Raw genomic sequence first — 23537 nt, 5'->3', positions numbered from 1 at the left:
CCCGTTTCGCGAAGGCGAAGCGGGTTTCACCGCAAAGAAAGGCAGGGAAATGACATTAGAGAAGGATTCGAAGGTTGCAGATGTTCGGGGCCACCGGGTGCCAACCGGGCTCTTTATTGATGGTGAGTGGTTGCGAACAGGACAAGAGATTCCTGTTATTAATCCTTCGGACAAGTCTGAGATCACCAAAGTCGCAGATGGATCTGGGGGCCACGCTCTCGAAGCGTTAGCAGCCGCCGACCGGTCAGCACAGCAGTGGCGACACTGGGCACCGAGGGCTCGCGCGGACCTGTTTCACTTGGCGCATGGCTTACTTATTGAGAGGGCAGATGCCTTTGCCGATGTGATGACTATGGAAAGCGGAAAGCCACGTGCCGAGGCATTAGGGGAATTTAACTTGTCCGCCGGTTTCTTTCTCTGGTACGCCGAGCAGGTTGCTCACCTTCACGGACGCTACCAGGAGGGATCCCCTGGCGGCTATCGGGTCATAGAGACTCATCAACCAGTTGGCCCCAGCTTTTTGGTCACGCCGTGGAACTTTCCGATGTTGATGTCGGCGCGGAAGGCCGGAGCTGCGTTGGCTGCGGGTTGCACCGTAGTGATTAAGTCAGCGAGGGAGACTCCGCTGACGGCAGCATTGTTCATTGACACACTCCAAGAGGCGGGGTTCCCGGCGGGGGTTGTGAACCTCATACACACCAGCAACTCGGCGGAAGTCTCAGAGCAAATCATGGCGGATAGTCGTCTGAAGAAAGTGAGCTTCACTGGATCAAGCGCCGTGGGCACCGTATTGCTGAAGCAGGCGTCAAACCTCATCATCAATTCCTCGATGGAATTGGGCGGAGACGGCCCGTTTATCGTTTTGGATGATGCTGATGTTGATTTAGCAGTGCGCGAAGCGGTGATTTGCAAGTTCCGAAATGCCGGCCAAGCGTGTGTCGCAGCCAACCGCATCATTTTGCACGAATCTATTGCCGAGGAGTTCACCGAGAAGTTCCTGGCAGCCACTGCTGCCTTGAAGGTGGGTGATGGATTCGATCCAGAGGTCTCTGTGGGGCCGATTATCACCGAGCGCCAACTAAACCGTGTTTCAGGTCTAGTCGAGTCCTTCCAGAGTGCGGGAGGCACCCTTTTGGCTGGTGGGAACGTCATCGACGGAGAGGGTTTCTTCTTTGAACCCACCGTATTTCGATTTGATTCCTACGATCACGATTTCTGCAATGACGAGCTTTTTGCTCCAATCGCTGCGCTTTACACCGTCACAACAGTCGATGAGGCTCTTCGTTTTGCTAACGACACTCACTACGGCCTCTCGGCATATGTGTTTTCGAAGGATCTTTCTCGAGTGGTCACCGTTGCAGAGCGACTGGATTTCGGGATGGTCGGAGTGAATCGAGGAATCATGTCGGACCCGAAGGCTCCCTTTGGCGGAATAAAGGAATCCGGTTTGGGGCGCGAAGCGGGCCACGAGGGTATCTACGAGTTCCTCGAGCCCAAGTACATCGCCTTAACCATCGATGAGCGCAGCGGGATGGAGGGATAGGCGATGGAAACGGTGAACAACATCAGCGGACTTGGCTTGCTTCGCCAACCATCGACGGTGTTATTTGGTACTGGCCGGCGTCATCAAATTCCACAGTTGGTCAGTGACTTGGGCTCCTCAGTTCTCGTATGTACCGACGAGCGAATGGCGGGAACTCCGGAGTGTTCGCAATTGGTTGCCGGCCTCAAGGCAAGGGGTGTGGAAGTCGCGATATTCTCCGAGACCCAGCCAGACCTGCCTCGGGAAAACATCATGCAGGTGTTAGCTGCCTTTTCCTCTGAAGAAATTGAAGTGGTCATCGGTCTTGGTGGTGGAAGCTGTCTCGATATGGCCAAAACGGCTGCCTTGATGCTGCGGTACGGCGGAGATGTGCGGGATTATTACGGTGAAAACCAAGTTCCTGGGCCTGCCTTGCCGATTCTGACGGTACCCACTACAGCCGGGACCGGCGCAGAGATTTCGAACTTCGCGGTTGTTTTCGATGCGGAGCGCGGTATGAAGGTTGGGGTGGGCAGTGCCCATATCTTGCCCCGAGTAGCAGTGATTGACCCTGAGCTGACTCTCAGTTGCCCGCCAGGCCTCACTGCAGCGACCGCTTCTGACGCCCTGTCCCATTTGGTTGAGTCGTTTACCGACCGGGCGAAGAACCCGTCGTCGGAGGAGCTGGAGCACCACCTTTACGTCGGGAAGAACGTGTTGACCGATGTCTATTGCCGGGAAGGGCTTCGCCTGATGGCCCAGTCCATGGGTGCAGTGGCCACGGAACCATCCAACCTCCAAGCGCGCTCAGACGTGATGTTCGCGGCGTACTGCGGTGGGATGGCGCTCAATACTGCGGGAACTGCTGCATGCCACGCCCTGCAAGCACCTATTGGGAACCTGACCCACACGGCCCATGGATTTGGTGTGGGTGCACTGCTTCACTACGTGATGAGGTTTAACCTTCCCGCGCACATCGAGGCCTTCGCGGAATTATCCCGGGCGGTGGGGGTTTTCAACCCGGATTTGAGTGAACTGGACAATGCGAAGGCAGGCATTATTCGCGTTGATGAGCTCCTCGATGCCGTGGGGTGCCCAGCCGACTTGGCCGCACTTGGGCTCGAGCAATCTGACATTCCTCAGGTTGCCTCTCAAGCATTGCTGGCTACCCGGCTGACGGCCAACAACCCTCGAGCCCTCAACCAGGAGTTCGCTGAAGAGATTCTAAGAAGAGCCCATTCGGGGGATCGAAGCTGGTGGCCGATGGCATAGGGAGCTTCTTCGTTACCGCTGTAAGACCATCACCTGAACAAGAAAGAATCACAGTGTCTGAAACAGTTGCCATTGTCGGTGCTGGCTCCATCGGTGTCGGCTTCGCTGTCCACTTTGCCTCCCACGGATACCGCGTAAAGATGTGGGACGCTTTACCTGACGCCTTCGAACGAGCCCGCAATGACATGTCAGCTCGCTTAGAACTTCTCATCTCTGAGGGGGTAGTCGATTCCTCGGTTGAGGAAGTATTTGGGCGAGTGTCGTTTCACGATATTTTGCTAGATGCACTCTCCGGCGCGGCGTTGGTTCAGGAGTGCGCACCGGAGCAAGTTGGCACAAAGCGCGAGATATTTCAACAGATAGGTGCCTACTCGGAGAAAACCGCAATCCTGGCCAGTTCGAGTTCGGCAATTGTGTCCAGTGAGTTTGCGACAGTGACTCCGGCAAGAAGTCGCGTCCTTATCGGCCATCCGGGGAACCCGCCTTATCTCATTCCGGTCATCGAGGTTGTCCCCTCTCGGTATACCGACGACGCGATCACGCAGGCGGCAATTGATTTCTATGCCCGTTCTGGGTTGAGTCCGGTGCTGATCCGCGAGGAGACGGAGGGTTTTGTGTTCAATCGCCTCCAGGGCGCTCTGCTTCGGGAGGCTTACTGTTTGGTGCGCGATGGCGTAATCAGTGTGGACGACCTTGACGAGGTGGTCCGGCGCGGTTTGGGGCGTCGCTGGGCGTTTATGGGGCCATTTGAAACCTCGGATCTCAACACTCGTGGCGGGATTGAATCTCACGCTCAGAAAATGGGCCCCGCGTATGCACGCATGGGGCAGGAGCGAGGCCAAAATGACCCATGGACTGAGGATCTAGTGCGGGCCGTTAGCGATCAACGCCGAGCACTCCTGCCATTGGAGAAGTGGGACGAGCGGGTTGTCTGGAGAGACCGCCAACTGATTGCTCTGCGGAAGCTCTTGGGATAGGAACAGTTTTGGGTGGCGGGTATAGTCGCTTTTCCTTTGACGGCGCTCTAGGAGCATTGGCGATGGGTCAGGTGGTCGGCTGGGGCGTGTTGTATTATTCGCCGTTGGTGGCCATTTCGGCGATTTCCCAGCAGGAAGGGTGGAATCTCAGGACACTCACTGCCCTTTTGTCCATTGGACTGCTGGTTGCCGCCGTCGCGGGGATTTACGTGGGCCGGCTCTTAGACCGGCTCTCGCCCCGAAGGGTTCTTGTTGCTGGGGCAAGCATGGGGGTAGTGGGAATGGTGATGTTTGCTAGTGCAACCAGTACCGCATCGTTGGCGATTTCCCTCGTAGTTGTGGGGCTTGGGCAGTCAGCTGTTTTGTATCAAGCGGCTTTTACCGTTGCCACGCACCGCTATCGACAGTCCTTGGACTTTTCCCTCACTGTCATTACCATCGCGGGCGGGCTATCCTCGGCAGTTTTCGCACCAATTGTGGTGGGAATGCTCACTGAGCTCGGTTGGCGTGCCACTTTCGGTCTTCTGGCTGGGGTAATGGCAATGCTGATCCCGATTTATTTTCACTGGCTTCCTCGGGATGCTCCGGGCGGGCAATCCGATCCCCTGGAATCGGATTTATCTGAGCAGCATTCCGTAGCTGTCACTATGCGAACAGGTCGCTTTCTCCGCCTTGGTGTCATTCTCGTCGTTACTACCGTCGCGATTTTCAGTGTCACTTTCTTGGCTATCCCCTTATTCGAGGAGAAGGGGCTGAATTTCGAACAGGCCGCATGGCTTTTTGCCGCTATCGGTTTCGGGCAGGTGTTTGGACGATTGGGGCTTCTTTTCTTCCGTCTCGATCGGGCGCCCAGGTTGTTGCTCGCATTCGTCGCACTCGGAAGCGGGGCTGGGATTGCCGGATTTGTTGTGGTGGGCGATTATTTGCCCGTTTTGATGATTGTCGCGCTGCTAGTCGGCGGGTTGCGAGGTGCACATACGCTCGTTCAGGCCACAGCGATTTCTGTGAGGTGGGGTCGCCAGCATTTTGGCACTTTAAACGGTGTCCTTTCTGCGCCACTCAGTGTGGCGCTTGCTCTTGCGCCCGCCATTGGTGGGCAAATTGCCCATGTGATGTCTTCTTACAACTCGATGGCTCTCGTGATGGCGGCTGTATTAATTCTGGTCGCACCTCTCGCTCGTTACACCTAGAATTACACATAACGGCGCATTGACCGTTATGTGAATACTTGTTAGCCTGGCGTCATGTTAGACAAATCAGTGCCCTCCGTGCCTGACGCTCTAGGAGATGTGCGCGATGCATCCACAGTGATGATCGGCGGTTTCGGTCTGGCAGGGCAGCCCCGAGAACTCATTGACGGCCTCCTAGATACGGGCGCAAAAGACTTGGTCATTGTGAGCAATAACGCCGGTAATGGTGACATCGGCCTCGCAGCCCTTCTCAAAGCAGGTCGGGTTCGCAAAGTGATGTGTTCGTTTCCCAGACAGGTAGATTCGTGGGTTTTCGACGAGCTATATCGCGCCGGAAAAATTGAGCTCGAGCTCATACCTCAGGGCAATCTCGCCGAGCGTATCCGGGCTGGTGGCGCGGGCATTCCTGCCTTTTACTCGCCGACTGGGTTTGGCACGATTTTGGCGGAAGGGCTTGAGACACGAGATTTCTCCGGAACCCCAACCATTCTCCAGCACGCTATCGTCGCCGATCTAGCGCTGGTGAGTGCCTACCAATCAGACACCTGGGGCAATCTCGTTTACCGCAAGACCAGCCGAAATTTCGGCCCAATCATGGTCACCGCAGCCGCGACCAGTGTGGTGCAAGTCCGCCAGATTGTCCCTGTCGGAAGCTTGGATCCAGAAGCCATCGTCACCCCGGGAATCTATGTGGATCGGGTTGTCGAAGTAGGGCAGGGGGCGAGAGTATGACATTGGCTACCAGAGAGCACATCGCTAGGCGCGTTGCTCGCGATATTCCAGTCGGTGCGGTCGTGAACCTCGGTATTGGGGCCCCCACAATGGTGTCTAACTTCCTCGAACCCGACCGTCACGTCGTTCTTCACACCGAAAACGGCATGTTGGCAATGGGTCCCGAGGCCCAGGGAGACCAGATTGATACCGACCTCGTCAACGCTGGAAAAATCCCGGTCACCGAACTCGAGGGAGCCTCGTATTTTCATCACGCGGATTCGTTCGCAATGATGCGTGGGGGGCACCTTGACGTGTGTGTGTTGGGGGCATTTCAGGTTGCCACCAATGGAGATTTGGCCAACTGGCTGGTCAACACACCAGACGCGATTCCTGCGGTGGGCGGTGCAATGGACCTTGCGGCCGGCGCGAAAAACGTGTGGGTGATGATGGATTTGCTAACTAAGACTGGCGAGTCGAAGTTGGTGGGAAGTCGTAGCTACCCTCTCACCGGTCTCGGTTGCGTGAGCCGTGTCTACACCGATCACGGCGTGATCGATCTAACACCGGCGGGGCCTGTTCTTGTAGAAGCCTTCGGTGGGCACACCGCCCATTCCCTATCGGATATCACTGGTGAGACCATTCTGGAAAGGAACCCTGAGGCATGACTAGTTACATCTTCGACTCCGTGCGGAGCCACTTCGGGCGTCTCGGCCGCGGATTAGCCGAGGTGAGGCCAGACGACCTTGCCGCCTCAGTGATGAGGAGCTTGATGCAGCGTCAACCGCATGTGGCACTGGAGTCGATTAACGACGTGATTGTGGGCGATGCGAACCAGTCCGGAGAGGATAACCGAAATGTGGCGCGGATGGCGCTCCTGCTCGCGGGCTTCCCTACTAGCGTTCCTGGTACAACCGTCAATCGTTTATGCAGTTCGGGAATGGAAGCGGTGGTGCAGGGCTCGCGCGCTATCGATGCCGGCGACGCTGATGTGATTGTGGCTGGCGGAGTTGAATCGATGACTCGTGCGCCATGGGTATTGCCGAAGCCAGGACGGGCTTATCCGCCATCCAACGCAACTATTTATTCCAGCACTCTCGGTTGGCGGATGGTCAACCCAGCCATGGACTCGCGCTGGACGATCTCAAATGGGGAGAGCGCGGAAATTCTGGCTGTTCGCTTTTCGATCTCACGCGAGGAACAGGACTCCTTTGCAGTCCGAAGCCACCACCTCGCCCACCAGGCGTGGTTGGCAGGTGCCTTCGATGCTGAGGTGGTCTCGGTGGAGGGTTCAGAGCTCATCCGGGATGAGGGTATTCGTACTGACACGACACTGGAGGGTCTCGCTGGCCTGAAACCCGCCTTCCGAGAAAACGGCGGGACGGTCACTGCGGGCAACTCATCTCAACTGTCTGATGGTGCAGCGATGCTGCTCCTGGGGGGTGAAAAACTGGCAGCCAAGCAGGATCCGCTTGCCCGGATTGCTTCTCGTGCTGTTGTGGGAAACGACCCCGATGTATTCGGTATCGCCCCAGTTGAAGCGGCTAATCGTGCTTTGGCCAAGGCAGGTAAGACGTGGGCGGATGTTGATTTGCTCGAAATTAATGAAGCGTTTGCAGCGCAAGCACTGGCCTGCCTAAAAGGTTGGCCGGACGTTGACCCGGAGAGAGTAAATCCCCACGGCGGTGCCATCGCCCTAGGTCACCCGCTCGGGGCATCCGGCGCGAGGATTATTGGACACCTTGCTCACCAGCTTGCCCAGAGGGGCTCTGGTGTTGCCGTTGCGGCGATCTGTATCGGTGTTGGCCAGGGTATGGCGGTAGTTTTAGAAAGGTGAACACCCATTCGATTCCCCACACTCAGGGGGATTTTGTCCAGTCTCTCGCTCGCGGGCTTGAGCTGCTGAGGCTCGTCGGAGCCTCGGGTGGGTTTCTCAGCGTGGCTGAGGCGGCGGACAAGACGGGTCTCAATCCCGCGACAACTAGACGGTTACTGAAAACGCTAGAAGCCTTGGGATATCTCAGCTACGCCGAGCGGCAGTATCGGCTAACTTCGCAGGTGCTGGAGTTGGGCTACCACTATCTCACGAATCTTGGAATCTCTGAATTGGTGTCGGGTCCGATCGAAGCACTATCGGATTCACTGGGGGAGGCAGTATCTGTCACGGTCAGGGAAGGCGCCGAAATCGTTTATGTTGCTCGAGCCAGGCCTGCCCGTGTGATGACCGTATCGCTGGGAATAGGCGCTCGGCTTCCCGTCTGGCACACCTCGATGGGCCGGATCTTGCTTGCCGCACTCGACGCTCAGCGGTTGGATGAGCTCCTCAGCTCGTGGGTTCCTTCCCCCGCTCGGACCGCTTATTCGATCGTGAACAAAGACCTGCTCCGGGAAGAGGTGGAACATGTGCGGGCTCATGGCTGGAGCATGGTGGACCAAGAGCTCGAGCTTGGTCTAAGGTCTCTAGCTGTGCCTCTTCAACGGGCTGGTTCTATCGTCGCGGCACTGAATGCTGCGACTGCCCAGGTGGGGGAGAAGCCGGCGCAGAGTAGGGAGCGGATTTTGCCCGAGCTCCTCTCGACGGCAGAGACGATTGGCCAGCTTTTGGAGCAGGTGCCGAGGGAAACTCTGATGCCGTCGCGAGCTACGGGCTGACACTCTCCCGAAGTACTTACCGAGCAAAACCGCAAGCATCATGATTGCCTCTCGGACCGGAAAATTTGCGCCTGCGCATCGAAACGATGGAGGCCCAAAGGAATTGAGTAATTAACTGATGGGGGACCAGCGTCGGCGCGGTTGGGTCAAATTAACGACCGAGCAGTGGGAGCGCTTAGGGGACGTCTCCGGGCCCCACACTCCCGACTACCCCTACGGTTTCGTGGACACCATGGGTGGGCGCTAAGACACTTATCCGGGGCTGTGGATATCTGCCACGCCCAATTATTCGACGCCACTAACCTTCCAGGAAGTTCCCTGGAGCTACCGATTCCCCTGCAAATCCAGGCAGGGTGGGGTCTTTGGTTCCCGACAGTGCGAAGTATTTGTGCAGGGATTGTGTAGTGATTGTGCGGGGAGGGTGTAGTGATATCGTGATACCAGTTAGGAGGGCGTGATGACGGACATTCTTGTGCGGGGGCTCAGCCGCGATGTGGTGGCGAAAATCGACGACGAAGCGGCGAGGCGGGGTGTTTCTCGCAACCAGTTTCTGATCGAGTTCATCCAGCGCCCCTACGTAGAAGAAGACCGACCCAAGGTGACAGTGGCCGATCTGGAGCGCACTGCCCGTGCGGTCGCGGATCTTGGCGATCCTGACATCATGGCTCAAGCGTGGCGATAAAAACCTGGCTGATTGATAAGTCCGCCTACGCTCGTCTGAGCGAAAGTCCCGACCGTGAGGTCTGGGTTGAGAGAATATCGCGCGGACTGGTGCGCATCAGCTCCATCACAATGCTCGAAATTGCTTACTCTTTTCAGAATTCCTCGCGCGCCGATGAGGAGCTGACCAACCCCCCTCTCGCATTGATGCCGCTTGAATACCTGGGCGCCCGAGCAGAACGGCGCGCACTCGACTTGCAGCGAGCCTTGTTGAACGCCTCCGAGCATCGCGGGGTGAGCATCCCCGATCTCTTGATCGCCGCGGGTGCAGAAATCTCCGGGCACACCCTGCTACACGTTGACAGCGATTTCGAGCTCATCGCCCGCTACAGCGGTCAGCGGACTGAGAAATTGGTGCTGGGCTAGAGCCGCACCGTCTACCCTCGTCGCATTCGGGCGACGCAGATGAGCCAGCCACCTGCTTGACAACCAGCCTTCGGGTGAAAAGGCCTCCCCGGTGTGCCCCTCGGCGCGGACCTGCTGTGTGTGGCGTGAGTAGGTCAAAGACTCCAGACCCCAACGCCCGCCTATCCTTAGCGCTTTGTAGACACCGTGTGTGGGCATTAGCGATTCGAAGCTAACCGGAAGCTCTCACAATCAGCTCCGGGGCGAACCGTTGTGAGGTTGGTGCAGGTGACCCGGTGGCTTCTTGCATCAGTGTTTTAATCGCTTCAGTCATCTCTTCCACAGGCTGGCGAACAGTGGTGAGGGTGGGGTGTGAAAGCTGTGCAACCCCGACGTCATCGAAGCCGATAACCCGGAAATCGTCGGGAATTTTATGGCCGGCTGACGTGAGCCACGAGATCACACCAAGCGCAATCACATCGGCCCCCGTCACGATGGTCGCGGTCTGGAAGCCTCTCTTCAAAATCTGTTTGGCGGCTTTTTGACCCCAGCTAAAGCTAAAGCTTCCTTCTAGGTGCAGTACCGGCGATTGTGCGGTGAGAAATTCGGAGCTTCGCTCTCTACCCGAAGACGAAGATTCGCCCCCTCCCACCAAAATCACTGGCTGGCTGGAGGTGTCGACGGAGGTCTCGAGGTAAGCGCCCACCAGATCCATACCCGCTGCGTTATCGCAGCCGATATAGGGGATGGGCAAGTGGGGTACTTGCCGGTCAAATTGGATTGTGGGGACGTATTCGCTCGCCAGAAGGAGTGCTTCTTCGCTTTCGACTTCGTCGGTGGGAATCATGACGAGGGCGTCGACTTGGCGGCCAAGGAAGGATTGCACCGCTCTTTTTTCCTGCGCCTTGTCGTTGTCGGCGCTTGCAATGAGGACGTCAACTTCTGATTCGCCGAAACGCCGGCTGATGCGTTGAGCGAGAGAGGAAAAGAAGGGGTTTTCCAGGTCGGGGATGATTAAACCCAAGGTCGAAGTCTTCTTTTGGCGCAGCGCTCTTCCTACCAGGTTGACTTGGTAACCGAGCGTTCTGGCGGAGTCTTGAACCCGGGTGCGAAGTCCTTCCGACATCGACCGTGTGCCAGAGAGCGCGCGGGAGACGGTGGCGATTGAGACTCCAGCGTGTTCGGCGACGTCAAAGACGGTGACCCCGCCGTTGTTCCGTCGCTCCTGAGCCACGTCGCCTCCTTGATGTCAAAATGTTATCTTTTTTGCTCGATTTGCCATTGCCCCGCGCGAAAAGCATGATTAGATTAGCCCAATCTGGTAAACGTTTACCAGACGTGACATATCAGTCAGGAGACAGTAATGACAATCACACGCAAAGGGCTCAGTGGCTTCGCTGCCGCCGCGGCGCTTTCGCTGACGCTGGCCGGTTGTGCCGGCGGCGCGGAAGAAGCCCCGGTTGTAGAAGAAGAAACTGGCGCCTCGGAAGAGACAACCACTGAAGAGGCAGCAGCAGTCGACTGCAACATCGGTATGGTGCAGATTAACCAGACCGCTGCGTTCTTCACCGAAATGAACAAGGGAGCCGAAGAGGCCGCTGCAGAGGTGGGCTGTGAGCTCACCATCTCCAACGCCAACAACGACTCCGCGAAACAGGCCAGCGACATTGAGAACTTCGTGACTCAGGGCGTAACCGGCTTGATCGTCGTCGCCATTGACGTCAACGGCGTATTGCCTGGAGTTCAGGCAGCTATGGACGCCGGAATCAAAGTTGTCGCAATTGACGCAGCCCTCGAAGAGGGCAACTACGACACGTTCGTAGGTGTCGACAACGAAAACGCTGGCGCACAGATGGCACAGTGGGCAATCGACAACGGCTGGGCTGAAGGTAGCTACGGCGTTGTAGGCGCCAAGAACTCCTTCATCCAGAACCTTCGTGAAGATTCCTTCCGTGCCGCAGTCGACGCCGCCGGTGCGACCTTCACTCAGAGTGTCTCGGGTGACAACGTTCAAGAGCAGGCAGCTGACGCAGCCACCAACCTGGTGACCGCACAGCCTGGTCTGGACTTCATCTACACCACGGGTGAGCCCGCCACTGTTGGTGCGGTCTCCGCACTGGGCGAAAACTCCGACACCAAGGTAATCGGTTGGGACTTGACCGCTGAAGTAATCGCCGGTCTCGACTCAGGCACCGTGGTGGGCGTTGTCCAGCAGGACCCGTACACCGAAGGCATTGAGGGCGTGAAGGAAATCAAAGCGCTCCTCGAAGGTGCCGAGCCTAAGGGCTTCATCGATGTTCCGATCACTATTGTGACCACGGACAACGTTGACCCGTACCGCGAGATCTTCCCTGGCGGTTAAGAAGTAGTACCGGGGAGCATCGCCCGATGCTCCTGACGATAGAAAGGGGACCCCGTGTCAGTGACGACAACCACCGCTCGAGTCGAGATGGTCGACATAAAAAAGAGTTTTGGTGCAATTGAAGCCCTACGCGGGGTCACCCTTTCTATCCAACCCGGTGAGGTCGTAGGCCTCGTCGGTGACAACGGCGCCGGTAAGTCCACTCTCATGAAGATGTTGGCCGGTGCGGAAGTGCCCGATGAAGGCCAAATGCTCATCGATGGCGTTCCCATGGAGAAAATTGGCCCCAAAGAAGCCAGGGTGCGCGGAATCGAAATGGTCTACCAAGACCTTGCCCTCTGCAACGACATCGACGTGGCCGGGAACCTCTTTCTGGGCCGCGAAATTTATCACCCCATCACACGCCAGATGGATTCCAAGCGGATGCATAAAGAATCTCTGGAGCATCTAGAAAAGCTGCATATTCGCGTGAAACGCACCAATCAGATGGTGGGCACGCTCTCTGGTGGACAGCGCCAGGCGATTGCGATCGCCCGCGCCGTCACCTTCGACCCCAAAGTCTTGGTGCTCGACGAACCCACAGCAGCCCTTGCGGCCAAAGAAGTGGAAACCGTGTTGCAACTGGTGCGAGACATCTCCGCCAGAGGCGTCAGTGTGATTTTGATCACCCACCGCCTCCAAGACCTTTTTGAAGTCACCGACCGCTTAGTCGTCTTATATGAGGGCGAAGTGTGGAAAGAGCTCCAGCCAGCACAGACGGATCTGGCTGGCTTGGTCAACGCGATGATGGGGAACTAACGATGGCAACACAAGACGCAACACGGACCGACGCCAGGCGGACACACGGGAGCCCCGTGTTCGAATTTTTCACCGCATATTTCAACATCATCTCCATCCTTGGAGTGTTCCTCTTGTTGTTCGCCTTCTTCAGCGTTCAAGCAGACGCCTTTTTGACGGCAGAAAACCTGGTCAATGTGGCTCGACAGATTGCGCCCACGATCATCGTTGCCACCATGATGACCCTGGTGATTACGACCGGCCAGATTGACCTGTCGGTCGGTTCGATTATCGGAATGACTGCTTCTGCGCTCGCCATCCTTGTGGAAACAGGAAGCGCAATGTTTGGTTTGATTGCCACGTTGATTATCGGTGTGGCGGCCGGCCTAATACAAGGAATCCTGGCCGCTTACGGCAAGCTGCCCGCCTTCATTGTGACGCTGGCAGGCCTTATCGCCCTTCGCGGTGTTGCGCTTCTCATCACCCAGGGCTACAGCACCCCGATCACCATCGACTGGTTGCTCTGGTTGGGCCAAGGCAAGCTCTTGGGTATCTACATTCCCACCTGGGTGGCGTTGATTACCGTTGTCTTCGGGTGGTACCTGTTTACCCAAACGCGCTTTGGTCGCTACGTCGTAGCTGCAGGCTCCAACACTGAAGCTCTTCGCCGATCCGGCGTGAACGTCAAGCGTGTTCAAGCCTCCGTGCTGATGCTCACCGGGCTATTCGCCGGAATCGCCGGTGTGCTGATCGCGGCCAGGCTGGCCACAGGGTCGTCCAACTCCGGAACACTTTTTGAGTTGGAAGTGATCACCGCGGTGGTCCTCGGTGGAACCAACCTCCTTGGAGGCCGCGGGTCCATCGTGGGAACCCTCATTGGTGCCCTCACGCTAGGAATTATCGCCAATGGTTTGGTTTTGCTTCGGGTAGACGTGTTCTGGGTACCCATCACGCAGGGTGTGATTTTGATTATCGCCATGCTGCTCAACCAAAACGCCGTCGACCGGTTCCAAAAGCGCAAAGCATGACCCAAATACAGAGCGTCACCGGCCCAATCGACGCCGCCGATTTGGGGGTCTGCCTGCCCCACGAGCACGTCTTCAACGACGTGCGTTCGTGGTGGGCTAAAACAGAGCAAACAGGTGTTGACCCGGACTGGTTTCGGGATGCACCGGTGTCGATGGATATTTTGTGGGAGCTGCGACAGGACCCTTTTGGCAACCTCGATAACTGTGGCATGGACGATGAAGCTTTGGCTGCAGAAGAACTGGGCCGGTTCGCCGACCTGGGTGGCGTATCGGTGTTGGACGCGACGTCGGTGTCGATTGGGCGAAACCTCCCGGCCCTGAAACGGGCGAGTGAAGCAACCGGGCTGACCATCATTGCCGGTACCGGTTTGTATTTGGATAGTTCACTGACTGCCCAGCAGCGCACGATGACGGTCGATGAGATGGCTGAACTGCTCTACACCGACCTCACCGAAGGTGAAGAGGGTATTCGCCCGGGCTTTATCGGTGAGATCGGCGTGAGCGCCGACTTCACCGAAGCAGAGCGAAACAGTCTTCGGGCGGCCAGCAGAGTCCAAGCCCGGACGGGCTTGCCGATGCAAGTGCACTTGCCTGGCTGGTTTCGACTCGGCCACGACGTCCTCGACGTCTGCGAAGAAGAAGGTGTTGACCCTCGCTCCGTAGTGCTTTGCCACATGGGACCATCTGGTTCAGACAGTCACTACCAGGAGGCGTTGGCTCGCCGGGGAGCTTGGATCCAATACGACATGATCGGTATGGAAGTTTTTTACGCCGACCAGGGTGTGCAGTGCCCCTCAGATGAGGACAATGCCCGTCATCTGATGGGCTTGGTTGAAGCCGGTTTTGCCGACCAGCTCCTCATCTCCCAAGACATATTCCTCAAAAGCCTCCTACGCCGCTACGGCGGCCCAGGATTCGGCCACATCCTTCAGTACTTCCTGCCGCGGCTGCACCGCCACGGGGCCACCAAAGAACTGACCGACCAACTCACAGTGACCAACCCCCGACAACTTTTCGAAAAGGTAAAGGAGAAGCACCATGACTAATGTCCTCTTAGCAGGCGAGACCTGGATTTCGGAGGCAACCCACTACAAAGGGTTTGACAGCTTCACCAGCACCACCTTCCACTCTGGAGCCGACGACTATATTCGCGCTCTGAGTGCCCACTCAATCACCGTCGAACACATGGCCGCACACGATGTGCCGCAGGATTTCCCTGCGACCACTGAAGAACTGTCCAAATACGACGTCGTTGTGCTTTCCGACATCGGTGCCAACTCGTTCCAACTGCCGCCAGAGACCTGGCTTGAAGGCAAGGCAAGCCCCGACCGCTTAGGAGCGCTCGCCCAGTGGGTGAAAAACGGCGGTGCCTTGATGATGGCGGGAGGCTATTTAAGCTTCCAAGGGTTCCAAGCTCGAGCAAACTTTGCCCGTTCGGCAATCGCGCCCGTTCTTCCGGTGACCATGGCCGACTACGACGACCGTATTGAAGTCTCTGCGGGAGCCCCCGTAGCGGCCGTGTCAGGCACTGAACTGGGTGGCCTTGTGCATTCGGATGCCCCTGTCCTTCTTGGCTACAACAGGGTGGAGGCGAAACCTGACGCCACCGTCCACGCGAAGGTAGGTGACGACGTGTTGATTGCAACCGGCGCTTACGGTTCCGGACGCACCCTGGTGTGGACGAGCGATATTGGCCCACACTGGTGCCCAACACCCTTCGTCGAATGGTCTGGTTTCCAGCCGTTGATGGCCGGAATGATTCAGTGGCTTGCCACCGGAAAGGTCGGTGCCTAACGTGTCAAAGCCCACACCCATCATTCTCGATTGTGACCCCGGTCACGACGATGCTGTGGCCATCTTGTTGGCTGTGGCCTCGGAGAAAATCGACCTCCTTGGTGTGACGTCGTGTTTTGGTAACTGTTCTATTGACGACGCCACCTATAACGCCAGGCGCATTTTGACCCTGGCTGGTGCCACCGATGTTCCGGTGGGACGTGGGGCAGGTAAACCGCTTTCTGCTGAGCTGGAGCTAGGCAACTATGTCCACGGCAAGTCGGGGCTGGACGGTCCGGCAATGCCAGAGCCCGCCATGGAAGAAAACCCACTGGGCGCCATCGAACTGATGCGACACCTCATTGAGTCTTCTGCCGAATCGGTGACGATGGTGGTTACCGGTCCGATGACCAACATGGCTCAACTCTTGCGCGACCACCCAGAGCTTTCTTCCCGGATTTCCGAAGTGATCTTCATGGGTGGCTCCACCGAGCGGGGAAACCACACGCCCTCCGCAGAGTTCAACACTTTCGCCGACCCAGAGGCTCTCCAGGAAGTCATTGACTCCGGTTTGCCCCTCCGGATGGTGGGGTTAAACCTCACCCACCAAGCGTTAGCCGTGCCGGAAGTGGTCGAACGGATGAAAGCAATGGACCACGTGGTGGGTCAAACCGCTGCCGAATGGATGGGTTTCTTCGGTAGCTCTTACCGGCAAGTATGGAGCTTTGATGCACCACCAGTGCACGACCCGTGCACTGTTGCGGCATTAATTGATCCCACCCTCATCGAGTGGACAAAAAGCTTCCTCGCCGTCGAGCTCGAAGGTAAATGGTCGCGGGGTGAAACGATTGTTGACCTCCACGACCGATTCGAAAGAGAACCCAACGCGGACATTGCGATCACCTTGGATAGCGCCCGCTACTGGGACCTGGTGCTTGATGCCGTTGACACCCTGGGGAGGCGCTAGTGGCAGAAAAAACCCCGGTCGATGTCGCGGTGGTGGGTTCCATCAACGCCGATACGACCTATTTGGTGCCCCACTTGCCGGCACCCGGAGAAACCATCCTGGGTACCGGCAGATTGGACGCGCCAGGGGGCAAAGGCGCCAATCAGGCTGCCGCCATCGCGGCACTTGGCGCCAGCGTTGATTTTGTGGGGGCAGTAGGCGACGACGGGAACGGAGTTGCCCTCGTCGAAGCCCTTGCCAGTCGTGGAGTCGGTGTGGAACACGTAAGAGTTCTCAAGAGCGCTGCCACAGGATCGGCGGTGATTGTGGTGGCCGAGTCGGGTGAAAATTCAATCGTTGTCCATCCGGGGGCTAATGGTGAACTCGCCCCAGGCCACATCGCTGATTACCTCAGTAACCGGGCTCCTGAGGTCATCATGGCTCAGCTGGAAATTCCGCTCGAGACTGTCGTGGAAGCGTGCAAGAGGGCCCAGGGCACGGTGATAGTTAATCCTGCGCCAATGCCCGAAAAAAGCCCCCAGTTGGATGAAATTATTGCGCGCGCCGATATTTTGGTTCCCAATCGCACAGAACTCGCCGCTCTTGCCGGTCAACCCGTTCCTCAAAGCCATGACGAGGTTGTTGCATGCGCACAAATGTTGAACCTTGAGGGCCAGCTGGTCGTCACTCTGGGTTCAGATGGGGCCCTGTGTTTCCCAGACGGTGTGGCGGGCGAAGTGGTCAGTGTGGCATCGCCGGTCGTAAGCGCTGTGGACACCAGCGGGGCAGGCGATGCCTTCTGTGGTGCGCTTGCGGTCGGTATCCGACAGGGTAAATCTTTGGTGGAAGCGGTCGAATACGCCACAAAGTTTGCCAGTTGGAGTGTGACCCAGCCCGGCGCCCAAGTTCCCCAAACCACCCCAGATTCGCTCCTCGTTTCTGGGTAACCAGCCCACTGCGCAACCCTCGGCTTATATGAGGGCCGGGGGGATGATTGCGCGGGTCGGTGGCGCGGGGTGGTTGCGCGGATCGGTTGCGCGGCTCGGTTGCCTGGGCGAACAGCTAAGCGAAGAACCGGGCGAAGCGCCAGGGCTAGGCAGGCGCCCGGCGTGATGGCAGGGCCCGAATTTCCTGACGTCAGCCTAGGAGCAGGCCAAGGCTTAAAAGTCAGCGGGTCTCGGCTAGGGCGTCTCGGTTAGGGCGTCTCGGTTAGGGCGATGAAGAGCTTCAGCGCGGTCGCCATCGCATCTTCGTCAAAGAGAACTTCTGCGGAGTGGTTGAAGGCAGGACTCTCACCGACGGCCGCACCGACATAGACCATCGCCCCTGGCCACCGGTGCAGGAAATAGGAAAAGTCTTCAATGACCATGGAAGGGTGTTCCATTTCATGCACGTCGGTGATCCCCGCCGCAGCGAAGGTGTTTAACGCGCGATCAATAAAAGCTGCGTCCGAAATTACTGCCGGGTAACCGTCATGGATGGTGAGTGTGGCCTGGAGGCCCTGGGCTTCTGCGATTTCGATGACTTTTTCCCGCATAGCCCGATGCAGTTCGGCGCGCTGGGCTTCGGTTACTGTGCGAATCGTGCCGCGAAGACCCGCCGTGGTGGGAATCACGTTTACCGTGTTTCCCGAGAGGAATTCGGTGACGGTAGCGACTACTCGGGCTCGAGCCTCTGAGAGCTCATTGGCTAAACCGACAAATGCTCTGGTGATGTCGCTGCCGGCGAGAATGGGGTTGCCTGCACGCTCTGGTGCACTGGCGTGCCCACCTGGGCCCTCCAGGGCAATGTCGAACCAGTCGCCGAAGGCCATAAACGTGTCGCGGGAGTAATGCACACTTCCAGACGGCAAGACAGCATTGACGTGGACAGCGAAGGTCGTCGCGTCCTCGAGGTTCAGGTTCCGGTGCTTCAAGGTGTTCAGAGCACCACGGTCGGACTCTTCACCGGGTTGGAACGCAAAAACGAGCGGCCGTGGGGGAGTGTGTGTCGCGAAATGTTCTGCAACGCCGAGCAGCGTTGCCATATGTAAGTCGTGACCGCAGGCGTGCATTGCCCCTGATCTCACAGAACGAAACGACATACCCTGTGGTTCTTCGACGGGTAGGGCGTCCATGTCTGCTCGGAAGACCATGGGTGTTGCCGAAGGGTCGGAGCCACCAACCGTCACACTGACACCACCCCTCGGGTGGTGTTCAGTCTCGTAACCCAAAGACTTCAAAGACTCGACAATGTAGGCGTGGGTGTCAGGTAGTTCCAGGCCCACCTCGGGGTGTTGGTGGAGGTGTCGACGGTGTCGCACCATTGAGGGAAAGAGTGCGCTCGCGCTCGCCGGATCATTCTCTTTAGCGTTCTGTTTTTCGCTATTCACTGCGCCCATTTCCCTCGTGCTTCTCATGTCCTATTCTCGCCGACTGCAGTTCCTAACGCCACATGCACTCTGCCCACTGCTTCCAACTGGCCCGCAACTCCTGTGCCAGAGTGATGTGGTCCCCGCATTGGGGCTAAATGTTAAAGTCTTGTTGAACTATTACCTCAATTACCTGAGGTAACGTGCCAGTAGCTGCGCGGTCTGGTGTGATGGAGAGAGTTTCTGGCCAACAGTGCAGTGGGATAAGCCCAATATGAAGGATCTGGACACCTAGGGGAGTGAAGGCTATGGATTTTGGGTCACTCATTGTCCTGGCACTCATTGTGACCGGGGTCATCTTCGTCAGGCGACAAATCTTTCGCTCACGGGCGATGTCTTTCGGTCGCCAACAGGCCAACGCCCTGGAAGCACTCGCGCAAAGCTTTCCCGGCCAACACAGCACTGCTCTAGCGATGAAAAAGGGGGAAGAGTTTGTCTATGAGGCACACGGTGTCGCGCTCATGGAAACCCGAACAGGGGCCAGGCGCTCCCGGCGCACCATCGGTGCGCTGACTTTCCGGGTTGCCCCTGGGGTATTTGCCACCGGCGGTGCCGGTGGCAGTGTGAGCCCGCCACCACCCGAACACATGACGGCCATCGATCAGGGCTATGCCGTGTTTTCCAACCAAAGAGTGGTCTTTGTTGGCTCAATGCACACCAGGGAGTGGGCATTTTCCAAACTGCTGGGTGCCACACCATTTCAATCCTCGGGAGTGTTAATGGCCGTATCCAACAGGCAGAAAATGTCGGGCATTGTTCCCACCCATCAAGGTGGCCTAAGCCCCTGGGTCGCTTTTCAAATTGCCCAGCATGTCGCCGAACACGGCGTGGAGGCGGCAAAACAACAAATTGCTGATGCGATCACCGACGCCCACGCACAAGTTGACTTCATTAAATCCCACCTGTGGGCGACACGCTCATCAGTCGAACAGTTTCAACGCCAGCAGGCCCGCGCTGTCACTGCCACACCCACCAACCCCGCCACGAGCTCCCAGGTGGTTGGTAACCGGGATGAATCAGCCGTTCCGGATGGAAGGTCCGGGGCGCAGTTACCCGCAACAATCGATGTGGTGGGGGAGTCGTTTCACCCCGAGAGTATGGCCACACTGCGCAAATACTTCCGCTCGAAAGGCAAAAGCGAACACATTGTGGAAGCAGAGCTTCGCTGTGATCCAGACAACCCGCACAGCCCGTCTGGCAAAGCAGTAGCGGTGTTTATAAGAGACATGTTGGTGGGGCACATCCCTGAAGCCATTGCTCCCACAGTGTTCGACCAGGTCGACGCTGAGGGTGGCACCTTGATGGTGGGCTCCAGGTTGTGGCTGGATAGTCCACGCTCCAAGCCCAATAAGTCCTCGGTGGTGTTGTTTGTGGACTCGAGGCTCAGTATCTAACTGGCTACTTGACTTGTGGGCCACCTTATTTTGAGGCTGCGGCTCACCAGGTGATGGCCGTAGTGCAGGTCACAGGGCCATGATTTAGCGGGCAAATAGCCAAAAACATAAAAATAATTTGATGTTTTGTTCAGTTCTCTGACATGCTGAGGCTTATGCAAAGCCACAAGAGTTATACCGCCACCCTTTTACTTACCATCCTGCTCGGCTGGGCAGGTATTCACCGGTTCTATATCGGCAAGGTCGGCACCGGTGTCCTCTACTTCCTGACCTTCGGTCTCTTCGGCATTGGCTGGCTCATTGACATCATCTCCGCAGCGTCTGGCAACTTGACCGACAAGGCTGGGGCCTGGATCAAACCCGGTAACGCCGCTGCGTCAGGCGGCGCAGGCGCTGCGGGTTATGCCGCGGGCCAGGGGGCGTATACCTCCGCAGGGGCCAGCGAAGCCCCCGGCATAGTGGGCTCTGACAGTGGCGCGTCACAGGCATCACAGGCAGTGGGTGGCACGACTAACCCGGCTACCGGCAGCACAACTTCGACCCACACCCCCTACGGCCCGACGTCCAGAGTCGGTGTCGGCGCCGAAGGCGAATCTGAGGAAAAGCCGTTCTATACCCGCTGGTGGTTCATCACTATTGCCGTGATCGTCTTGTTGGCCATCATCTCGAGCCTCACCGGAGGTGGCGACGATGACACAAGCACCGATGCCAGCACTGAGCAAACCCAATCAGAAGCCAGCACGACTGACTCGAACGAGAGTGACTCTGCTGAATCAAGACTGCAAGAAGACGACACTGCAGGTGCTGAAGGCGTTGAGCAAGAGCCTGAGCGTCCCGATGAAACAGTCGGACAGCAAAACGCTAGAGAATCAGCAGAGAGCTACTTGAGCTTCAGTAGCTTTTCTCGCAACGGGTTGATCGACCAACTGGAGTTCGAAGGCTTCAGCACTGAAGAGGCCACCTACGGTGTTGACGCGGTGGGTGCTGACTGGAATGAACAAGCCCTCGGCTCCGCCGAGTCCTACCTCGACTTTTCTGCCTTCTCCCGATCGGGGCTTATTGACCAGCTCGAATTTGAAGGTTTCACCACAGAAGAAGCCACCTACGGTGTTGACGCGGTGGGTGCTGACTGGAATGAACAGGCGGCCCAGTCGGCACAGTCTTACCTGGAGTTCTCGTCATTTTCTCGACAAGGCCTCATTGACCAGTTGGTTTTCGAAGGCTTTAGCCAAGCAGAAGCCGAATATGGAGTGGACCAGGCAGGGTTCTAAAGACAGCTTGGCGTTTCACACCGCTTGGGGGTCGGATTCCTCATCGTCGACACTATCCATCTGTAGTCGAATGGTGTCGACGGAAATCCGTTGACTTGGGTCGGCCTTTCCGTCTGTGAATACGACACCTTCAGACTCCAGTACCTCCTGACAGCTGCGACCCTTGTAGGGGGAATCACTCGGCCAACTGAACTCAGGGGACACCGCTCCGCCGGCGCGGAGCACACGCCATGCTCCTTCCGGAGAACCAGAGCGAGATACGGCCGCGCCTACGACCTGTCCGACGGTGCCCACCGCTTGGGCAATATCGCCGTAGGTGGTCCAACTGCCAGGGCCGATCACTGCCATCGCTTCGTCGATCCTGTCGTATACGCTCTCTTGCTTGCTATTGAGCAACGCCTCATTTGGTCCCGGCCAGATACTGATTGCGGTTTCGGAAAGCCGCTCCGAGCGTTCGAGTATTTCCCGCTTTCCCCAGGAATCCTTTCGGGCGATTTGATGGTTGGCGATTACGCCAGTGTCCTTTAGCCGCTCCTCGCGCTTCACGCTAAACGGACTGTTACTTAGTTCACTGTTGTAGTTGGTGAGCGTCAGGTTTCCGATGGTGTGCACCAGTGCTTGGTGGGTTTCCTCGAGATCCTCGCCAGGTTCGAGTGAGGCAGCAAATTCGATTCGCGCTTGGTCAGAGAGTTTTTGTGGCAGGACGTGCTCGATACTCATCGAACTGAAGTCAATCGCGTCTTTGGCTTGTTCCTGTTCCAGAAGACGCTGGAGGACCAGTTTCACATTCTCCCGACGAGGTCGGAGGTAGATAGGGGTTTCGATGAGAATTCGGCGTATTTCGCTATCTGGAATGTACGCGCGGCGGCCGGTTGAAAGTAGCCGATGAAGCTCTTCTGCGACTTCGGGGCCGGTTAATTCTGCCGCGACAGCAGCGGAAATCCGGCCCAGTGAATTCACCGGGATGCCGGCGATTATCCGACGGACAAGATAGCTCTCAAGAACCGCGAAAGCCTGTGTGGCCTCTTCAAGCGATACCTTGCCTTTGGTGAGCAAGAAGAGAATGCGCGTAGCGACGACAAGCGCCCCCGGTGTTATGAGTTGAGCGAAGCGAGCGACCTGAGTTTGTAGACCAGGATCGGAGATAAGAGCGGTATTGCGCAGCTGCCTGAGCGCTCCCGCGATATCAAGCACATTCTCTAGATAGGCCACGACTGCATCGTTATCCATGGTCTTGAGGTGCTTCTTTTGCTGTTCGTACACGTTGAGCTTCCGGGATTCTGGATCGCGCCATTGGGCGTCAATCCAGAACACGGCCTCAACGTCTTCCGACGAGAGCTGGTCGACGATCGGGAGCCATAGCCGATCGTGAATGCGGTCGCCTGCTTTACCCAGCTTCATGAAGACGAAGTTTCGAACCAGGTCAGCCTGGGTGAGCCGCACACCTGTGTTGTTAATCGATTCGAAGATTCTGTATACGTTGTCGTCTGACTTCGCGGTGATGGTGACAAATTTGAGGCCCGACAGCGCGGCGTGTTGAAGCTCTTGTAAGTCGAGCCCCGACTCGTCGAGCTGTCTAATCTTGCGCTGAAAGAAGCTAAAGGCGCTCGTGATCTTCGATTCGGTGCCAAGAAGTTTCTGTCCCTGCACCACTGCTCGGAATGCGGGTTCATCGAAGTTTGCAGGTCGTAGGCGAAACTGAGAGTCAACATCGTCGGCGTAAGGGTTGACCAGGTACTGGTCTCGGATTTTTCGTGCCGCCTGTTCGTGTCCGCCCGCTTCCCATCCTCGAGTGATGGCCGCCAGGAGCACACTCAGGGTGGTGAGTCTCTGCTGGCCGTCTACGACCACGAATTGGGTGAGCCCGGTTGTCACCGAAGACGCTTCCAACACCAACGTTCCTGTGAAGTGGGTCGCGTGTGGTGCATGCTTCATCGTCTCAGCGAGCTCGATAATGTCTTGCCACAGGGTGTCCCAGTTCTTCATAGTCCACGAGTAGGGACGCTGGTAGAGCGGAATGAGGTACTGATTGGTGCCCTCAAGAACTTTTCCTAGTGCCGTGTCATGAACATCCACGCTCTATCCACCTTTCGTTCCCAAAGAATCACTTAAGAGGCGACACATTGTCATCGAGAGCCTAGGGCGGTGCACTGACGCGCAGGAGAGGGATTGGGGGAGGCCTCTCAC

General features: G+C 57.3%; 23 protein-coding genes. 20 read left to right on the top strand and 3 right to left on the bottom strand.

All coding sequences use genetic code 11. The features are described from left to right. The first annotated feature begins 49 nt into the window (after positions 1-49). The 11 genes from C3B54_RS06570 (at position 50) to C3B54_RS06525 (ending at position 9410) form a co-directional block, all read left to right on the top strand. Positions 50-1543: an NAD-dependent succinate-semialdehyde dehydrogenase gene (locus C3B54_RS06570; RefSeq protein ID WP_104914315.1), complete on the top strand. Its 1494-nt coding sequence runs from the start codon at positions 50-52 to the stop codon at positions 1541-1543. 3 nt (positions 1544-1546) lie between these two features. Continuing rightward, entirely contained in the window at positions 1547-2794 is a 1248-nt protein-coding gene (locus C3B54_RS06565; protein WP_104913786.1) for an iron-containing alcohol dehydrogenase, read from the top strand. A 53-nt stretch (positions 2795-2847) separates the two neighbouring features. Beyond that, on the top strand, positions 2848-3771 hold the full coding sequence (locus C3B54_RS06560) for a 3-hydroxyacyl-CoA dehydrogenase (protein WP_211286286.1): 924 nt from the start codon (positions 2848-2850) through the stop codon (positions 3769-3771). Positions 3772-3833: 62 nt separating this feature from the next. Continuing rightward, positions 3834-4961: an MFS transporter gene (locus C3B54_RS06555; RefSeq protein ID WP_104913785.1), complete on the top strand. Its 1128-nt coding sequence runs from the start codon at positions 3834-3836 to the stop codon at positions 4959-4961. Positions 4962-5015: 54 nt separating this feature from the next. Further along, complete coding sequence (locus C3B54_RS06550) at positions 5016-5693, top strand: 3-oxoacid CoA-transferase subunit A (RefSeq protein ID WP_104913784.1); 678 nt, start codon at positions 5016-5018, stop codon at positions 5691-5693. Further along, a complete protein-coding gene (locus C3B54_RS06545; protein ID WP_104913783.1) occupies positions 5690-6340 on the top strand; it encodes a 3-oxoacid CoA-transferase subunit B in 651 nt (216 codons plus the stop codon). Before C3B54_RS06550 ends, C3B54_RS06545 begins: the two co-directional genes overlap by 4 nt. After that, positions 6337-7509 (top strand): thiolase family protein, encoded by a 1173-nt coding sequence (locus tag C3B54_RS06540; protein ID WP_104913782.1) that lies wholly within the window; start codon positions 6337-6339, stop codon positions 7507-7509. Before C3B54_RS06545 ends, C3B54_RS06540 begins: the two co-directional genes overlap by 4 nt. Beyond that, positions 7506-8324, top strand: coding sequence for an IclR family transcriptional regulator domain-containing protein (locus C3B54_RS06535; RefSeq protein ID WP_104913781.1), 819 nt, complete (start codon positions 7506-7508; stop codon positions 8322-8324). The genes C3B54_RS06540 and C3B54_RS06535 overlap by 4 nt, the downstream gene beginning before the upstream one ends. A 118-nt stretch (positions 8325-8442) precedes the next feature. Continuing rightward, entirely contained in the window at positions 8443-8571 is a 129-nt protein-coding gene (locus C3B54_RS09000; RefSeq protein ID WP_281256233.1) for a hypothetical protein, read from the top strand. A gap of 210 nt (positions 8572-8781) precedes the next feature. Then, entirely contained in the window at positions 8782-9006 is a 225-nt protein-coding gene (vapB, locus tag C3B54_RS06530) for a type II toxin-antitoxin system VapB family antitoxin (RefSeq protein ID WP_104913780.1), read from the top strand. Beyond that, on the top strand, positions 8997-9410 hold the full coding sequence (locus C3B54_RS06525) for a PIN domain nuclease (RefSeq protein ID WP_104913779.1): 414 nt from the start codon (positions 8997-8999) through the stop codon (positions 9408-9410). Before vapB ends, C3B54_RS06525 begins: the two co-directional genes overlap by 10 nt. Before the next feature lie 211 nt (positions 9411-9621). On the opposite strand, the gene C3B54_RS06520 is transcribed toward C3B54_RS06525, so the two are convergent. Further along, a complete protein-coding gene (locus tag C3B54_RS06520; protein WP_104913778.1) occupies positions 9622-10623 on the bottom strand; it encodes a LacI family DNA-binding transcriptional regulator in 1002 nt (333 codons plus the stop codon). A 129-nt stretch (positions 10624-10752) separates the two neighbouring features. Between C3B54_RS06520 and C3B54_RS06515 the strand changes: the two genes are divergently transcribed. The 7 genes from C3B54_RS06515 to C3B54_RS06485 are packed head-to-tail and all read left to right on the top strand — an operon-like array spanning position 10753 to position 17222. Continuing rightward, positions 10753-11751 (top strand): substrate-binding domain-containing protein, encoded by a 999-nt coding sequence (locus C3B54_RS06515; RefSeq protein ID WP_104913777.1) that lies wholly within the window; start codon positions 10753-10755, stop codon positions 11749-11751. Positions 11752-11811: 60 nt separating this feature from the next. Next, a complete protein-coding gene (locus C3B54_RS06510; protein WP_211286285.1) occupies positions 11812-12549 on the top strand; it encodes an ATP-binding cassette domain-containing protein in 738 nt (245 codons plus the stop codon). A gap of 2 nt (positions 12550-12551) precedes the next feature. Next, positions 12552-13556 carry an ABC transporter permease gene (locus tag C3B54_RS06505; protein ID WP_104913776.1) on the top strand — a complete coding sequence of 335 codons (1005 nt, stop codon included), beginning with the start codon at positions 12552-12554 and terminating at the stop codon, positions 13554-13556. Beyond that, on the top strand, positions 13553-14602 hold the full coding sequence (locus C3B54_RS06500; RefSeq protein WP_104913775.1) for a phosphotriesterase family protein: 1050 nt from the start codon (positions 13553-13555) through the stop codon (positions 14600-14602). The genes C3B54_RS06505 and C3B54_RS06500 overlap by 4 nt, the downstream gene beginning before the upstream one ends. Beyond that, positions 14595-15350, top strand: a complete 756-nt coding sequence (locus C3B54_RS06495; RefSeq protein WP_104913774.1) for a glutamine amidotransferase — start codon at positions 14595-14597, stop codon at positions 15348-15350. Before C3B54_RS06500 ends, C3B54_RS06495 begins: the two co-directional genes overlap by 8 nt. A 1-nt stretch (position 15351) precedes the next feature. Then, entirely contained in the window at positions 15352-16296 is a 945-nt protein-coding gene (locus tag C3B54_RS06490; protein ID WP_211286284.1) for a nucleoside hydrolase, read from the top strand. Beyond that, positions 16296-17222, top strand: a complete 927-nt coding sequence (locus C3B54_RS06485) for a ribokinase (RefSeq protein ID WP_104913773.1) — start codon at positions 16296-16298, stop codon at positions 17220-17222. Before C3B54_RS06490 ends, C3B54_RS06485 begins: the two co-directional genes overlap by 1 nt. Before the next feature lie 248 nt (positions 17223-17470). On the opposite strand, the gene C3B54_RS06480 is transcribed toward C3B54_RS06485, so the two are convergent. Then, positions 17471-18655, bottom strand: a complete 1185-nt coding sequence (locus C3B54_RS06480; RefSeq protein WP_158665582.1) for a M20 metallopeptidase family protein — start codon at positions 18653-18655, stop codon at positions 17471-17473. Positions 18656-18924: 269 nt separating this feature from the next. Between C3B54_RS06480 and C3B54_RS06475 the strand changes: the two genes are divergently transcribed. Beyond that, positions 18925-20079, top strand: a complete 1155-nt coding sequence (locus C3B54_RS06475; RefSeq protein ID WP_158665581.1) for a hypothetical protein — start codon at positions 18925-18927, stop codon at positions 20077-20079. A gap of 143 nt (positions 20080-20222) precedes the next feature. Beyond that, complete coding sequence (locus C3B54_RS06470) at positions 20223-21350, top strand: Ltp family lipoprotein (protein WP_104913770.1); 1128 nt, start codon at positions 20223-20225, stop codon at positions 21348-21350. A 15-nt stretch (positions 21351-21365) separates the two neighbouring features. On the opposite strand, the gene C3B54_RS06465 is transcribed toward C3B54_RS06470, so the two are convergent. Continuing rightward, positions 21366-23426: a GmrSD restriction endonuclease domain-containing protein gene (locus C3B54_RS06465; protein ID WP_104913769.1), complete on the bottom strand. Its 2061-nt coding sequence runs from the start codon at positions 23424-23426 to the stop codon at positions 21366-21368. Positions 23427-23537: the final 111 nt, after the last annotated feature.

The organism is Pontimonas salivibrio, assembly GCF_002950575.1.
In the GTDB taxonomy this organism is placed as follows: Bacteria; Actinomycetota; Actinomycetes; order Actinomycetales; family Microbacteriaceae; genus Pontimonas; species Pontimonas salivibrio.
The sequence above is the reverse complement of the archived record's forward strand: the minus strand, read 5'-3'. Positions and strand labels throughout refer to the sequence as shown.

Excerpts from the sequence above, each read along its gene's own strand:
- C3B54_RS06570 (WP_104914315.1), top strand. The coding sequence starts at position 50 with ATGACATTAGAGAAGGATTCGAAGGTTGCAGATGTTCGGGGCCACCGG.
- C3B54_RS06555 (WP_104913785.1), top strand. The coding sequence starts at position 3,834 with ATGGGTCAGGTGGTCGGCTGGGGCGTGTTGTATTATTCGCCGTTGGTG.
- C3B54_RS06565 (WP_104913786.1), top strand. The coding sequence starts at position 1,547 with ATGGAAACGGTGAACAACATCAGCGGACTTGGCTTGCTTCGCCAACCA.
- C3B54_RS06545 (WP_104913783.1), top strand. The coding sequence starts at position 5,690 with ATGACATTGGCTACCAGAGAGCACATCGCTAGGCGCGTTGCTCGCGAT.
- C3B54_RS09000 (WP_281256233.1), top strand. The coding sequence starts at position 8,443 with ATGGGGGACCAGCGTCGGCGCGGTTGGGTCAAATTAACGACCGAGCAG.
- C3B54_RS06515 (WP_104913777.1), top strand. The coding sequence starts at position 10,753 with ATGACAATCACACGCAAAGGGCTCAGTGGCTTCGCTGCCGCCGCGGCG.
- vapB (WP_104913780.1), top strand. The coding sequence starts at position 8,782 with ATGACGGACATTCTTGTGCGGGGGCTCAGCCGCGATGTGGTGGCGAAA.
- C3B54_RS06540 (WP_104913782.1), top strand. The coding sequence starts at position 6,337 with ATGACTAGTTACATCTTCGACTCCGTGCGGAGCCACTTCGGGCGTCTC.
- C3B54_RS06505 (WP_104913776.1), top strand. The coding sequence starts at position 12,552 with ATGGCAACACAAGACGCAACACGGACCGACGCCAGGCGGACACACGGG.
- C3B54_RS06495 (WP_104913774.1), top strand. The coding sequence starts at position 14,595 with ATGACTAATGTCCTCTTAGCAGGCGAGACCTGGATTTCGGAGGCAACC.
- C3B54_RS06500 (WP_104913775.1), top strand. The coding sequence starts at position 13,553 with ATGACCCAAATACAGAGCGTCACCGGCCCAATCGACGCCGCCGATTTG.
- C3B54_RS06480 (WP_158665582.1), bottom strand. The coding sequence starts at position 18,655 with ATGGGCGCAGTGAATAGCGAAAAACAGAACGCTAAAGAGAATGATCCG.
- C3B54_RS06550 (WP_104913784.1), top strand. The coding sequence starts at position 5,016 with ATGTTAGACAAATCAGTGCCCTCCGTGCCTGACGCTCTAGGAGATGTG.
- C3B54_RS06470 (WP_104913770.1), top strand. The coding sequence starts at position 20,223 with ATGCTGAGGCTTATGCAAAGCCACAAGAGTTATACCGCCACCCTTTTA.